The organism is Sphingopyxis sp. (assembly GCF_965227415.1).
GTDB lineage: Bacteria > Pseudomonadota > Alphaproteobacteria > Sphingomonadales > Sphingomonadaceae > Sphingopyxis.
In genome coordinates this window covers 265,889-280,401 of sequence record NZ_OZ245749.1, presented here as the reverse complement: position 1 = coordinate 280,401, position 14,513 = coordinate 265,889, and the positions used below count along the sequence as shown (strand labels likewise).

Genomic DNA, 14,513 nt, shown 5'->3' with positions numbered 1-14,513 from the left:
TCATAGGCGTCGAACGGGTCGAACACATCGTCGACAATGAGGGCCGTGGCGACCCCGCTCGCGGCAAAAATGGCAGTGGCTTGATCAATGTCCATCAACGCAATCCATCAATATCGAGGACGAAAGTATTGAGACGGCCGTCCCGCGGCGCGTCGAATAGGTAGAGCTCGCTCGCGTGGTAGCGGGCAATCTCGCGCGAGATGTAGAGGCCGAGACCCTTTCCTTCTCCGGGCGGCTTCGACGACACGAAGGGCATGAAGACTTCCTCGGCTCTCGCGACCGGGATGCCGGGTCCATTGTCGGTAAAGCGGAGCTCCTGGTCGGCCGCGTCGATCTCGACCAGAATCCTAGCCTTGAAGCTTGGGTCCGCGCGCTGCTTTTGCTTCAGCCAGAACACCGAGTTGTCGATCAGGTTTTCCATGACCTGCACGATCATGCCCTTGACCGCCCTGATGTTGAAACTGCCGCTTTCAAGCGGCCCGGCATCGAGGCTTATGCGAATGTCGTGCCGACGGAACTGGTTCTCATGAGAATCCAAAACCTCGGTGACGAGCTCGCGAAGGTCGAACACCTCGCGCCGGTTCCGGCCCGACGGACTCAGCGGATCGAGCATGTCGAGCCGGCGGCGGATAACGAGCATCTGGCTTTCGACCGTATCGAAGGTCGTCGAGACGTTGCGCGCCAAGTCGCTGCGATCGATCGATCCGATAACATCGAGAGTGCGCTTGGCAACGCGGCCGAGCTCATGCGAAACGATCTCGACCAGCAGCCCGATACCCGCCAGATTGACGAGGTCGCGCTGCTCGCGGGCTGCCGTCGTGAGCGCATCACGAGCCGTCTTCAGACGTTCTTCAAGCTCGCCGAAGGTGGCGTCGAGAAAATCCATGTCCGCGCCGCGATCGCTCGGAAGGAGAGCCCGGACGCTTTTGAGGGTACGCTTGGTTCGAGCTGACACACCCTCGAGAAACGCGGTGGTGTCTTTAACATCCATCCGCGTCTTCGCACGCTCTTCGCGCTCGACGGCATTGAGGAAGTTGCGAAACGTCTCGGTCACCGCCTTCTGGAGCATAAGCACCAAGAGGGCCTTCTCCTCGTTTGCCCGCAACCCTTCGCGATTGGTCTGGTCGATGAGATAGGGATTGTCCTTCGAGGTGATGTTCACCGCACCGATGAGCTGCTTGCGGTTGACCTTGTACCCTGCCGACCCGAGCGCCTTGAAATCGATACCGAGCCAATCGTCGTTCGGCCCTCCATAAGGATTCACCCTGAAGCCGTCGCGGTACATCAGGAGGCCGTTGGCCCAATGGTTCACGATATCGCGAACGACGGCGCGCGTTCCGACCCCTTCGAGCTGCGTCAGCTTTTGCCGGTTGAACCAGTGAAAATGCGCCTTGAAATTGCCGAGCGAGCGCATCGCCGCAAGCGACACATCCTCGTTCGCGGTGATCCCGAGCAGGTCATTTTCATCCCAGTCGACCGTCGTTTCTCGGCCGTAGGCGAGATACTCGATCTTTAGGACGAAATGCGGTCCGGTTTCGTCGACATAATAGTTGATCTCGCCCTTGGCCTGCGCCTCCGTCAACAGGCGCCGGTCGAAGCTGGGGATCGGGATCGGCTGGCCGTTGACCAATATCGAAATCGGGTAACGCGCCTTGTCGCCAAACGGATCGAAGAGACGGTCCATCTGACTCGTCACGATGCGGCGAACCCGTTCGATATCCCAGTCGGCCTTGAGCCGGGTAAGGATGATCTTCGTGCCCTGCTCGCTCTCGTCTTCCTTTTCGTCACCGAACTCGGGGGCGAAATCGATATCCTCCAGCCGGGTGGCGGAATCATGCGTGAACCGGGTCCAGTCAATCTGAAGTATATTCCAACGATCCTCACCCGACCGTGTGGTGACGACGTCGAGCTTGTCGGCCAACCGCATCGCCGAAAGGCGCCCAATGCCCTTCCCGCCCACGAAATGGCGCTGCCCGCCACCGTCTAGACGCGACCTAGTGCCGATCCGCAGAAAAATGTCCTGAAGCTGGAATGCGGACATCCCCTCACCGGTATCGAGAATTTCGATCCGGCTTCCGCCCTCATAGGCGCGCTGCAGGCAGGTCTTCAGTTCGAGCAGCGATTGCGCTTCCTCGATGCGGCTTACAAAGGCCGATCGCGCGTCAACCGGTGCCGTCGGATCGATCAGCCCGATCGCCTCGCCCCTGAGCTTTTCGACAAGCTCTTCTTCGGTCAGGACTTCTTCGAACTCGTCCTCGTCGTCGCCTTCCTCCTGGCGCTCAAGCGCGTCGCAGGCAGCGTCGATACGCGCCATCTGGTTGCGAAGGCTACTATGGCGAAAGACGTTGGTTATCTCGATAACGGCCCGCTTCGAGCCGGCGTCATAGGCATTTTTGATAAGCTCGTAGAGCGCGATGGAATCACTGCTGATCAGTTCCGCGCCGAGTTCCAGGATAGTCCGGGCGGCAACGGTGAAACCGCGTGGAGAGTCAACTTCCATCAGTCCAGATTTCTCATTGCTTCACCACATGCTGGCACAGACAATTTTTCACCCCCGGCCCCAATCGGAAATTCTTGGCAACTTGTTGCCACCTCAGATTTACCGTTCGCAGAGGCTTATAGAGTGTTGCAAGCAATGACAATTCGGCAATCTCACCAAATCAGAACGCATTTTCTTGAGTTTTCTCGCCGAATATCTTGCTGTCCGACCACCTCAACGAACCCCTACAAAGATTTCGAACCTTGACATACCCCCCGACCGCAAATCTGCTGAACACGCCTATCACCCCACCCCGGTGCAGGACGGCATTTGCCCCGAATAGCATATGTGTCTGGCGGAGACTTAACCACAATAAGGAAATGCGCTCATTTTGAATGTAACTGCGCTGTGAGGGATCGCCGAAGCGGGACCGCTGTCTTATCGTCTGTTTTCCAAGGATTTTCGGAAAATTGAGATGCGATCGGCAAATATTTTTGCAGTTGCCATGTCGCTAACCGGTTGCGCGGAGGCGGAGCCGAGAAGCATCCAGTACTTCGAGGCCCATCTCGACGAGGCGCGCAAGATCGTCGCCAATTGCCAGTCGGGGACCCCGCGTAGCGGCGAGTGCGCAAATGCCGGCGTCGCCGTCGAGACGGCCGACGCCAAAGAGAAGTTCAAGCGATTCCGAGGCAAATGACCGCACTCGCTTAGCCCGACTAGCCAGCCTCGCGCGCGGTCTCTTCGAGCTGTGCGATGCGCTCGGCGCAGAGGGTCTCAACGATGGCGGCAAGCACCTCGACGCGCGCACCCAGCCACGCAAGCTCCTCTTCGGAGATCCGGTAGTGCTTCGAGTAGCGCGCCTTGATATAGGCTTCCTTCAGCTTCCCAAAGCACGAGCGATCGGCCTTGGTCTCGCGGGGCCAAGCATCGGCCAGACGCGGGTCCAGACGCTCTGCCTGCGTTCGCAGAAAGGCAAGATTGTGGACGTGAGGCGAATAGAAGCTGCAAACAAGAAGCGCACAATGATAATATCGCTCTGTTGCTTGATGCAGTTCGAAGGCTGCCTTCCTGTATCGGCCACGTTCTAAATTTGATCGAAAGTCATCGGCAAATTCGTTTGCGCTAGGGAACCAGTCCTCGAAATATTCTCGCGCCATCTCCAGCGCGGCATGCGGCGTCTTGGGCTGTGGCTCCGGCAGTTCATCGTCAACAGCCTGATAAATCGCAATCCCGTCCCGCGCGACGTCCATGAAGAAATAGCGCCCCTGCGACAGGCCCGCATTCACCTCGCCCACACTGTGCACGATGAAGTTGACAGGCGTCCGCAACGTCTTCGTCACGGACAATTCCCGTATCAACCGGTCGTCGAGCTTCGACCAATATTCGACGCGGTCGGTGAGCCGGTCGTCATTCACAACGATCAGCAGATCATAGTCGGACTGATAGCCCTTCGCCGTATGCGGCTCGTCGACCCAGCCGCCGCGGGCATAGCTGCCGTAGAGAATGATCTTGGAAATGCGCCCCTTGCGCTTCCAGTCCTGGGTAGCGAGCGCAAGCGCATCCTCGAATTCCTCGAAGATGATCTGGACGATCCGTTCGAGTTCCCGCTGCTTGTGGGGTGGAAGATGTTCGACGCTGCTCCGCATTGCGGTCACCCTAACAAGGTGGCGACACCCTTGCACCCGGATATTGGTCCGGATGCAAGGATGCCGCCGTGCGGCCGTGCGGGTCGCGAGCACGGCCGACAGGAGTCGGAGAGGAGAGACAAGGCCCCTGTCGCCATCCGGAAGCCCCCAACCATGCTGGCGCGGGTCCGATACTGAGGCGTGCAACATAATGGAAACAAGAGAATTCTCCTGCGACGATAGCTGGGGTTGGCGCCTCAATCGGCGGGATTCCAGATGAGCGCGTAGACATCGGGATTGTCCTGGCCGGCAGCGCGCCCGAGCCGCGCGTAGATTCGCCGCGGTCCGAACTCGGGCGCCTCGAGACTGAGCGAAACATAAAGGTTTCCCGACACCTCGGCCCGGCGGATCCACCCTGCCCCGCATTCGACGCCATCGGTCCAGACGCGATAGTCGGGCTGAACATCGCCCGTCTTGGACGGGTTGCGACGTATCTCGATGGGGACGCGGATCGTGATCGTGGTGAGTTGGCCGATATAGCCTTTCTCCATCGTTCCGCTGACAAGTCCGATCGCACCCATGATGTCTGCTCCTGCAAAGCCCGGGGCCATCCCCGGGGCACCGGCGGTCCAGGAATGGCGCGAAGGCCGGGCGCGCACCCGCAGGGCCGAAGCAGAGCGGAGGGCGGCGGGGCGGTGGCTTTTTGGGCGCGAAGCGCGCGCGAGGAGGCCGCCGCTCGGCGGCCGGGGAAAAAGGTGCCGCGCCGCCGTTGCGCGCCCGGACGCGCCATTCACACCGCAGGATGAGCCCCGGATGTCGCGCTGGGAGGAGACCTCAGAGGTGACCGCACCGTCCGGCGATGGGACGGATCTAGCTCATGAAAACTCGACTCAATCTGGATCATTCTCACGATGGCGGGCTTGCCCTGCCGCTACGTCCGGCTATGCTGGAGCGGCATCGGGCAAGCAGGCGCGCGATGCCGAGTTGTAAGAAGCTCGTTCGGAAAGCCTTGTGAAATTCCCATCCTTGCCGGGTGGCCGACGCGTATGTCCAAGCCCTCGGGCCAAAGGCGGCGGCACATATTTTTTCCGAATATGTTCTTACCGCCCGGCTTGCGATCGCCGCCTCCGTCCGACCGGTAGGCGAATGGGAATGACTTTCGACGACGAGAAAGAAGATGGCCGTGTCCTGGGCGGCACAGATCCGCTTCCGCCATCCGACTGGACGGGTCTTGGGCATGCCTCCCACGTCGAAGCGTTGATCGGCGCGCACGGGGACGATCTAGCCCGCTACCTGCGGAGGCGTGCGCCCCAACAAGATGTCGGGGATCTCATGCAGGAGAGCCTTGGACGCTTCGCGGCCCTGTCGAGCCATGCCATGTCGCTCGTCGAGAAGCCGGGTGCCTATCTCGTCGGGATCGCGCGCAACCTCCTCACCGACCGTGCGCGCAGCGCCGAGGCGCGAATGCAGTCGCAGCATCATAGTTTCAACGATAGCGAAGTCCTCGGTCCGGACCCCCATGCGGCGCTTGAAGCGCGCGAGACCCTCCGGCGGGTCGAGCAAGCGATCGCGCGATTAAGCCCCCAAACTGGTTCTATATTCGTGATGCATCGCTTCGACGGACTCGACTATAAAGAGATCGCGGAAGCGAAGGGAATCACGGTGAAGGGCGTCGAATGGCATATGGCGAAGGCGATGCTTGCGATCGACAAGGCGCGGGCCGACCATAAATGAGCGACCGCCGAGCGGAAGCAGCCCAATGGTTCGTACGGATGCGCGGGCCAGACGCCGATGCCGAGCGCGCCGCGTTCGAGACCTGGCTTGCAGATCCAGACAATGCCGCTGCCTATGCCCGCGCCGAAGAGAATTGGCTGCTAGTCGGCGGAGTTGCACCCGAACATCTCGCCGCGCACCGAGAAACGCCGGCAAGGCCAGCCAATTCCAACCCCCGCTGGGCCCTCGCAGCCGCGCTCGTGCTCGCATTGTCACTCGGCTTCGCATGGATATTCCTCGGCCAGCGCGGCGGAGAGCCGGTCGTCGCGGAGAATGCCACTGGTGAGGTGGTGCTCGAAGACGGAACACGGGTCGCCCTTATGGATGGGGCAAAGTTCGAGCGCCGATTCGGTCCGAACGAGCGCCGTGTCATTCTGACGGGAGGACGTGCGCGCTTTACCGTCGCCCACGACGCGTCGCGGCCATTCCGGGTCGAGGCAGATGGAAGTCTAACGACCGCTCTCGGCACGGTGTTCGAAGTCGACCTGACCGGAGCAGCGCCCATCATTCACCTTGTCGAGGGCTCGGTCGAAATAGGGGCGACGCAAGGCCCCGCCGCCGCGTTGCGTCTGCGCCCAGGGCAGCGCGCCACAGTCGCGGACAACCGTCCGCAACTCTTGCGGTCGCCGAGCCGTGAGCAGGAAACGGTGATGACGAGCCCCGTCCCCGTCCCCGTTCCGGACAAGAGCCCAGAAAGCCTCCTCATCGCGGACAAGCTCCCTCTCGGCGCAGTCATCGATCGCGCCAACCGGGTGAACGCAGTCCAGATCGAGCTTGCCGATACCGCGCTCGCGGCGAAGCCGATCAGCGGCACATTTGATGTCGCGGACGCAAGATCGCTGTCCCGAAAGCTCGGCGTCGCATTCGATCTCGACGTTCAGGAGAGCGGCGGCCGCTTCATCCTCCGGCCAAAATAAAAAACTAGGGTAAGTTTCTCTCGCAACGTCTTGCCCCCTCAGGCGGCCACAAGGGCCGCTGGGAGGGAAAGAATGCGAAAGACTTTACTGGCTGCCATACTGGCATCGAGCTGCGCGACCGGAGCACTCTGGTCGGCACCTGCGGTCGCACAGACGGAACAGCGCAGCTTCGATATCGCCGCGCAGCCGCTCGGAGACGCGCTCCGCAAATATACCGCGGCCTCGGGACGCCAGATCCTCTACTCTGCCGAACTCATCGACGGACGAACCTCGAGACCCGCCCGTGGGCGGATGTCGAGCGACGCGGCCCTCACCCGTCTTCTTGCAGGTACGGGGCTCACGGTCGAACTCGTCGATGGAACGCTGGTATTGCGCGCGGGAAACGACGTTGCGGCGGGGGTCAACTCGACTGACGCCCCCGTTGACGAGGCCATCATCGTCACCGGATCGCAGATTCGCGGCCGCGGCCCGACCGGCTCGCCGCTCATGACCGTCGATCGCGACGCGCTCGACCGCAGCGGGCGTACCACCCTTGCCGAATTCGTTCAGACGATCCCGCAGAATTTCTCGGGCGGCCCCGCCGAAGCGAATGTCGGCACGTCCGCTCGCGGCAATGCCGCAAGCAATATCGGATATGGCAGCTCCATCAATCTTCGCGGCCTGGGGCCGGGATCGACCCTCACGCTGTTCGACGGGACGCGGCCTGCGCTGGGCGGTGCGTCGGGGGCGTTCGCGGACATCTCGATCCTGCCGTCGCTCGCGGTGGAACGGCTCGAAATCCTGACCGACGGCGCGTCGGCGATCTATGGATCGGACGCTGTCGCCGGGGTGGTCAACATCCGTTTCCGCAATCGCTTAGAGGGCGTCGAGACCCGCTTCCGCGTCGGCACAGCCGATGGCGATTATGGCGAATATCAGGTCGGCCAGATCTTCGGCACGAGTTGGGCCACGGGCAACCTCGTCGTCGCGGGCGAATATTACAGCCGCGGGCATCTCGGATCGGAGGAGCGTGCCTTCGCGACCGAAGACCTCAGACCCTTCGGCGGCCCCGACCTCCGGTCGAACTTCAACAATCCGGGCACGATCGTCGCCGCCAACGGGCAGCGCTTCCAGATTCCGCGCGGTCAAAACGTAACGGCCCTGACCCGCGCGCAGCTCATCCCGAGCAGCGACTTCCAGCGCGGCGACGCGCGGCGGAATGTCGACATCCTTCCCAAACAGGAAACGATCAGCTTCTACGCCAGCGGGGAACAGAGCCTCGGTGCCCACATCAGTCTGTTCGCGCGCGGACTATATGCCGAGCGCGATTTCGAGGCCCGGCGGCGCGTCATCGGCGTGTCGCAGCAGGTCGTCACTCCGGCCAACCCCTATTATGTCGACCCGATCGGTACGGGCCAGAATATCACCGTCTATTATGATCCGGTCGCCGATTTCGGTCCCGAAGGGGTGCGCGGGACAGTCAAGGCGCTAAACACCGCCTTCGGCGGCCGCGCCGATATCGGCACCTGGAATGTCGAACTTTCGGGCGGCTACGGCCAGCAGCGCGAGGGTTATGACGGGGTCAATATCGTTCACCTGCTCCGCCTCGCCCGGGCGGTAGCCGCAACCAACAGGGCGCAGGCGATCAATCTGTTCGGCGATGGCGCGGTCAATGACCGCGCCCTGATCGACAGCCTCCGCGGAAGCCTGTCGGTTCGCACCCGCTACAAGAACTGGACCTCGGCACTCCGCGCCGACGGCACATTGTTCGCCCTGCCTGCCGGCGACGTGAAGCTCGCCGTCGGCGCCGAATATCGTCGCGACAGTCTCGACTATGTGCAGCGGTTCGATCTCGTGTCCGATACACCGCAAAGCGCTGGGATCAACGGCCTGCCCGACAAGCGCATCGTCAAGGCCATCTATGGCGAACTGGCGATCCCTATGTTCGATGCCGGGGACAGCTTTCCGGGGTCGCTCAACCTCTCGGCGGCTGGACGGTATGAGGATTATTCGGATGTCGGGGACACGGCTAATCCCAAGCTCGGGGTGCGCTGGGAACCGCTGCCCGGCCTCGCCTTGCGCGCTTCCTATGGACGCTCGTTCCGGGCGCCCTTCTTCGACGAACTCGTCGGGACCGCCAATGCGCGATACCAGACGTTTCGGCTCAATGACCCAGCATCACCGACGGGTCAGACCGCAGTCCTTCTCCTGCTTGGCTTTCGTCCCGATCTCGGGCCGGAAAAGGCGACGAGCTGGACGGTGGGGACCGACTTCGAGCCCCTTTTCCTGCCGGGCGCGAAGGTAAGCGTCACCTATTTCGACATCCGCTATCGCGATCGCATCGCGTCGGCGAACAGCTTCCTCCAGCAATTCTACGCACGGCGGGATATCTATGGCGGCCTGATCGACGACAGCCCGGATCCGGCCCTGGTGGCATCGCTGTTCGCCAATCCGAGCTTCTCGAACCCGATCGGCATCACGCAGGGCCAGGTGATGGCCATCGTCGATGCGCGGACGCGCAACCTGTCGCGCTCGACCGTGCGGGGACTGGATTTCGATCTTGCCTATAGTCGAGCGCTTGCCAACGGGAACGTCAGCCTCTCCCTCGGTGGAACAAGGCTGTTCACGATCGACAACCGGATTACCGACACGGCACCTCGCAACAATGTCGCGGGCACGCTTGGCGCTCCAGTGAAGCTGCGCCTCCGCGGAGCGGCCCGCCTCACGCTTGGAGCCTTCGATGGGAACCTCGGGGTCAATCATGTTGCGAGCTATCGCAATTTGTCGGTCACGCCGGCTGAACGGGTCAAGAGCTGGACGACTGCCGATCTCCAGCTGGGCGTCCGGATAGGCAAGTCGGCAGCGACGAAGGATGCTCGATCGCTTCGCCTCGCCTTCAACGTGAACAATTTGTTCGACAAGGCCCCGCCCTATGCCCAGTTCCGCACGACGGGCGTGACGATCGGCTACGACCCCGAGCAGGCGAGCGCCATCGGCCGAACCTTGTCGCTGCAGGCGATCATCGGATGGTAGTCGCAGCGTCGATCCTGGCGTTTGCGGTTCCCAATGTGGAGGTGCCGGCGCAAGCCGGCACCTCGATCACCCCGACCGATCTCGCCGAGACCGCCGACATCATGGGCCCGACGCTTTCACCGGACGGCAAGCGTGTCGTTTTTCGCGTGGCTCGCCCGTCGGTTGCGGAGAATGAAACGCACCTCGACTGGTATGTCGCCGACGTCGCCGGGGCGAGTCCGATTCACGCCGGGAGTGCCGGTTTGGCTCGCCATGACGGAGCCGGATCGCTGGCGGAGCAGGTTCCCGTGTGGGACAAGGATTCGCGAGGCTTCCGATTTCTTGCCCTCGATGGCGAGGGCGTCGCTATATGGCACTGGCGCGACGGCGACCTTCAACGCGAGATTTCCGATGCTGCAGATATCATCGCGTTCACCCCTTCGCGCGACGGCAAGAGGCTCCGCTATACGATTGGCGCGACACACGCCGAGGTGACCGCGGCCGAGCGCGAAGCCTATGACGATGGCGTATTGGTCGACGACAGCGTCGACCTCGGCCAAGCGGTCGCGGGCGGGAAGATCGAGGGAGGCCGCCGCATCGTCCAGCGCTGGAATCGCAATTGGTTCGATCGCGCGCGCATCCTGTGGGACGCGCCGCAACGCGAAATCGAAGTCGCCCTTACGCACGATATGGCAACCTCCAGCGACACCAACGTGCGCGCTGTCCAAGGTGGAGAGATCGCTTTCCCGGATGGCGGCAAGGCCGAGATCGTTGCTGGCGTCGACAGCAAAAAGATCATTGTCACCAACGCCAACGGAACCGCGGTGGAATGCATGGCACCCGTGTGCCGGTCGCCCAGACTCGCAGCCATTGCGCGGCTCCCAAGGAGCAAGACCCTTGTCCTGTTCGAAAGTGAATATGGCTCGCGGGAAAGGGTCTGGCTCTGGCGGGCTGGAGATGCGTCGGCGAGATTTGTTGCAACGACCGACGGGGCAGAGCGTACACCGATCTGGCAGCCGCGCTGTGCCATCGCCACAACTGCCCTGATCTGTGCGGAGAGCAGCGCGGTCGAACCGCCCCGGCTTGTGCGGATCGCGTGGTCAGACGGCAAGCGGACGATCGTCGCCGATCCCAACGCATCATTGCGAAGCAGGATAAACGTCGCTGCAACGCCAATGCGGTGGGCCAATGGTCATGACGGCATCTTGCTTCGCCCCGCGAATGCAACCGGCCCCCTTCCCCTCGTCATTCAATATTATCGCTGTGCGGGCTTTCTGAAGGGCGGGGTCGGCGACGAGATCCCGATGCTCCCGCTCGTCGACCATCATATCTCGGTGCTGTGCATCAACGGACGCCAGCCTCCTGCGAGATCGCCTATGGAGGCGAGCTACGACCTCGCCCTGTCGGCAATCAACGAAGCGGTCGACGGCCTCGCCGCGAAAAAGCTCGTCGACCCAGCCCGCGTCGGTATCGGTGGTCTCAGTTTCGGGTCGAGCGTTGCGCTCTGGGCGATCCGCAAATCCAGAAGATTCGCCGCGGCGACGATCGCATCGGGGCAGGTCGGCCCGCACTATTACTGGTCGAACGCCGTTCCCGATCGGGGCTTCGCGAAGACCTTCCAGCAATTCTGGCGCTCCGGGGACCCCGATGCCGATCCGCTCCGCTGGCGCGTGATTTCTCCCATGTGGGACGTGGCTTCGATCGACACGCCGCTGCTGATGCAGCTCCCCGAGTCCGAGGTCCGCAATCTCGTCGAATTCAACACCAAGCTGCGGCTGGCTGGAAAGCCAGCCGAGATGTTTGCCTTCGCCGACGAGATCCACATCAAATATCAGCCGGTTCACAAGCGCGCCGTCTATGAGCGCAATCTCGACTGGTTTCGCTTCTGGCTGAAGGGTGAGCAAGACCCCGCTCCCGGTAAGCAGCCGCAGTATTCGCGCTGGCAAAAGCTCCGTGCGGGGCAGTCCTTGCAAGCTCCCGCACCCTAGGTTCGTGCCGGGCGCCGTTCCCCGGCGCGCGCCCGGCACGGCCTTTGCTGCCGACTTCAGCTCCTCTTCTCCGGATCCCGCGATCGGGTTACGGCGCGTCGCGGGCCCCGACGATGGAGCGCGCCCACCCTTCGATGTCGGCGAACTGGAGTATCCGCAGCATGTCGATGGAGTCCGCAGCGCGGCGTCCCGACAGCATCGCGTGAACCATGTCGAGATCGATGATCCCGGACCCGGCAAGCCACCCGTCGAGGAGATAAGCCGATAGCCGCTTCCGGTTCTGCTCGAAGGCGGGAAGGAACATCGATAATATCCGACCCTTGCTGCGACGGTTGAGAACGACGTCGGGCAAATCCCTACGGAAGGCATCGCGAGCCAGCGCGCGATTGACCCCGCCCTCGCCCCATTGCCAGCTCGGCACCCCGAGCCCGAACTCGATCAAGGGTTGGGAGAGCAGAGGAGCGACCTTGGGCATGACGCGCGCGCGATCATAGCCATCGAGGAACGGCTGTATCGACAGCAGGCCGAGGCCATAGCGCCGTTGTCCAGGCGGGATCCGCTCGGCATCGACCATCCACGGGTGCCAAGGCCGCTCGGATGCGTGCGTGGAAGTCAGGAGAAGATCGTCCACGGGCCAAAGCCGGATGCCCCGGAAATAACCACGGATGGCATGACGGAGCGCGCTCCAGATATTGTCGCCGGTTATCCGTGCCTGGTCGCGCGCCGCCCTGAATGCCGCTCGCGGCCCTTCATAGGCGAGCGCGTCCAAGGCCGGCGCGATCGAGGTCTGATATCCGAACGCACCATCGCCAGCCGTGCCCGAAAAAATGGCATCGGCTCCGAACTCCCGCGCCGAGGCCAGAAAGGCTGCGTCGGTCGGGGCGATGAGGCCGAAACCGCCGGGCCGCACGCGGAGCGAAGCCGGCGGCGCGATCGGGTCGGCGGGGTCTTGGGGCAGCATTAGTTCGGCGAGAGGAACGCCAGCCCGTTCGGCGACGGCTCGCGCGTACGCCCTTTCGTCCCCGTCAGGCTCCGCGGTAACCATGGTAATCGCGCGCCAGGGCAAGTCTCGCCCTGCCAGGCAGGCTGCGACAATGCTGCTGTCGATGCCTCCCGAAAGTTCGAGCTGGACGCGGGAGAAGCGCCCGCTCCATGCAGCGACACAGCCGCGCACGATCTCGCCGAGCTCGTGGGCATCGGCGCGAACGGGCGGAGCAGTCGCATAGTCCCAAGGGAGCCAGCTTGAGCTGCGGCGCCCCGGCTGATCGAGACGCGATATTTCCCCCGGCAACACCTCGGTCACCCCCGCGAGCCCTGCGCCTGGGCCGCGAAGGAGTGGATAGCGAAGATAGGCATCGACCACCCCAACGTCGGGCCGGTTGAGTGCAAAACCGAGCGAGCGCGCCAGCGATAGGTCGGTGAAGGCGCAATGGGCTCGCGCCCGCGTTGCGCTCTGCGGCCGCTCGATGTCAGCGACCTGGAACAGCGCCGGCCCTGTCAGGGGTGAGCGGAGAAGAAACACCCTTCCCTCATCGTCTGCCCAGACCAGTACATAGCTGCCCCACAGCTTCGCGATGGCCCAAGCGCCTTCGCTGCGAACGAGCTGCTTAACGGCGTCGGGTGCGAGCGCGCTGCAAGGTGAGCCATCGTGCCGATGAAACGCATAGCCGATCAAGGCGGCGTTGCCCGACGACCACAGCATGGTGTCAGAAGCGCCAATGATCGACGCGTCACCGACCTCTGCAAGGAGGACATGGCCTGCCGGCAGGTTCGTCGCCGCCCGATCCTCTCGGAGTATCGCGATCCGGACGGTCACAGGCGGAACACCGGTGTATATTCCGCCACCGTATTGAGCTTGTCCGACAGGAGCATATCTCCATGCTGGACCCAGGCATGGGCCATGAAGGGTGCGAGCCGGACGCCGAAATATATGTCGGCAGCGATGCCGCGGCGCCATAGCGACCGAGCGAGCGCAAGGCTGTCCGGGACACAGAGCTGGCTTGCAGGAAGCAAGAGACGCTGGTCGGCAAAGGCCTGCGCCAAGGCAATAGCATCTCGTTCGGCGCCCTCTCCGGCCTTCGGCACGGGTTCACATTTATGGCCGCGGGCGCGGCGGAGCGTCGCCTGAAGGCCGCGAAGGCGGAGTGAGATCGCGGCCATCCCCCGGAACCACGCGACTTCGGCCAGCGGGACCGACCCTTTGACAGACTCGACCTCCAATGCGGACTGAGTAGGCGTTTCCGCCACTATTGGTGCGACCGGCATACCCGCACCATGGGAGAGCAAATTCTTACGAAAGAGGCTTTCAATTTCGGAATGATGCGCGCGCCCTTCGGCCGCGCCACCGATCGCGAGAAGCGCCGCGGCCTCCGGGGCAGCGATCAGGAAATATCGGTCCGCGGCAAGATCAAGCGCTACCGCGCGATCGCCAAGCAGACCAAAGCTGACATGGGAGGGAAGATGATAATTCATTGCCCGAGAGAGGACGCGAGGCTTGCGCTTCGCGCCCCCCGTACCGGTCACTCGGCCGAAATGCCGCCGCCCAGCAGGAACTGGACGCCTTCGGTTTCCGGGTTGCTCGGGATCTGGCCGAGCGTTTCGACGCTCGCGATGCCGAGTTCTTCGATGCCGTCTTCGACGATGTCATTGCGGTCCATGGGACCCTCCTTGGCTATTGCCGCGGAATTGCGGCAGTTCCAAAGCTACGACCCGCGTCTCGAATAGGAATTTTATACGACTC

Annotated in this window: 11 protein-coding genes and 1 pseudogene; 6 read left to right on the top strand and 6 right to left on the bottom strand. The window is 62.7% G+C overall.

Translation table 11 applies throughout. From position 1 onward, the window contains the following. Nucleotides 1–94: 94 nt before the first annotated feature. Entirely contained in the window at nucleotides 95–2,500 is a 2,406-nt protein-coding gene (locus ACO055_RS01280; RefSeq protein ID WP_422060806.1) for an ATP-binding protein, read from the bottom strand. A gap of 484 nt (nucleotides 2,501–2,984) precedes the next feature. Here ACO055_RS01280 and ACO055_RS01275 point away from each other — a divergent pair, with 484 nt between their 5' ends. Beyond that, nucleotides 2,985–3,176, top strand: coding sequence for an EexN family lipoprotein (locus tag ACO055_RS01275; protein WP_422060805.1), 192 nt, complete (start codon nucleotides 2,985–2,987; stop codon nucleotides 3,174–3,176). 19 nt (nucleotides 3,177–3,195) lie between these two features. Here ACO055_RS01275 and ACO055_RS01270 read toward each other — a convergent pair whose 3' ends face one another. Together ACO055_RS01270 and ACO055_RS01265 are read right to left on the bottom strand one after the other, a co-directional pair. Then, nucleotides 3,196–4,125 carry a HEPN domain-containing protein gene (locus ACO055_RS01270; RefSeq protein ID WP_422060803.1) on the bottom strand — a complete coding sequence of 310 codons (930 nt, stop codon included), beginning with the start codon at nucleotides 4,123–4,125 and terminating at the stop codon, nucleotides 3,196–3,198. A gap of 236 nt (nucleotides 4,126–4,361) precedes the next feature. Further along, nucleotides 4,362–4,685, bottom strand: coding sequence for a DUF736 domain-containing protein (locus ACO055_RS01265; RefSeq protein WP_422060802.1), 324 nt, complete (start codon nucleotides 4,683–4,685; stop codon nucleotides 4,362–4,364). A 571-nt stretch (nucleotides 4,686–5,256) separates the two neighbouring features. On the opposite strand from ACO055_RS01265, the gene ACO055_RS01260 reads away from it, so the two are divergent. From ACO055_RS01260 to ACO055_RS01240, 5 genes and pseudogenes are all read left to right on the top strand, one after another. Then, nucleotides 5,257–5,838 (top strand): RNA polymerase sigma factor, encoded by a 582-nt coding sequence (locus tag ACO055_RS01260; RefSeq protein WP_422060801.1) that lies wholly within the window; start codon nucleotides 5,257–5,259, stop codon nucleotides 5,836–5,838. Next, nucleotides 5,835–5,912: pseudogene (locus ACO055_RS01255) on the top strand (hypothetical protein); the annotation flags it as partial. The gene ACO055_RS01260 and the pseudogene ACO055_RS01255, both read left to right, overlap by 4 nt. A gap of 165 nt (nucleotides 5,913–6,077) precedes the next feature. Next, nucleotides 6,078–6,794: a FecR family protein gene (locus ACO055_RS01250; RefSeq protein ID WP_422062387.1), complete on the top strand. Its 717-nt coding sequence runs from the start codon at nucleotides 6,078–6,080 to the stop codon at nucleotides 6,792–6,794. 72 nt (nucleotides 6,795–6,866) lie between these two features. After that, nucleotides 6,867–9,806, top strand: coding sequence for a TonB-dependent receptor domain-containing protein (locus ACO055_RS01245; protein ID WP_422060800.1), 2,940 nt, complete (start codon nucleotides 6,867–6,869; stop codon nucleotides 9,804–9,806). Beyond that, nucleotides 9,800–11,773, top strand: a complete 1,974-nt coding sequence (locus tag ACO055_RS01240; protein ID WP_422060799.1) for an Atxe2 family lasso peptide isopeptidase — start codon at nucleotides 9,800–9,802, stop codon at nucleotides 11,771–11,773. The genes ACO055_RS01245 and ACO055_RS01240 overlap by 7 nt, the downstream gene beginning before the upstream one ends. An 88-nt stretch (nucleotides 11,774–11,861) precedes the next feature. Here the strand turns inward: ACO055_RS01240 and ACO055_RS01235 are convergent, their stop codons facing one another. From ACO055_RS01235 to ACO055_RS01225, 3 genes are all read right to left on the bottom strand, one after another. Beyond that, nucleotides 11,862–13,589, bottom strand: a complete 1,728-nt coding sequence (locus ACO055_RS01235; RefSeq protein WP_422060798.1) for an asparagine synthase-related protein — start codon at nucleotides 13,587–13,589, stop codon at nucleotides 11,862–11,864. Beyond that, on the bottom strand, nucleotides 13,586–13,933 hold the full coding sequence (locus tag ACO055_RS01230; RefSeq protein WP_422060797.1) for a lasso peptide biosynthesis B2 protein: 348 nt from the start codon (nucleotides 13,931–13,933) through the stop codon (nucleotides 13,586–13,588). Before ACO055_RS01230 ends, ACO055_RS01235 begins: the two co-directional genes overlap by 4 nt. Before the next feature lie 359 nt (nucleotides 13,934–14,292). Next, on the bottom strand, nucleotides 14,293–14,430 hold the full coding sequence (locus ACO055_RS01225; RefSeq protein ID WP_422060796.1) for a hypothetical protein: 138 nt from the start codon (nucleotides 14,428–14,430) through the stop codon (nucleotides 14,293–14,295). Nucleotides 14,431–14,513: the final 83 nt, after the last annotated feature.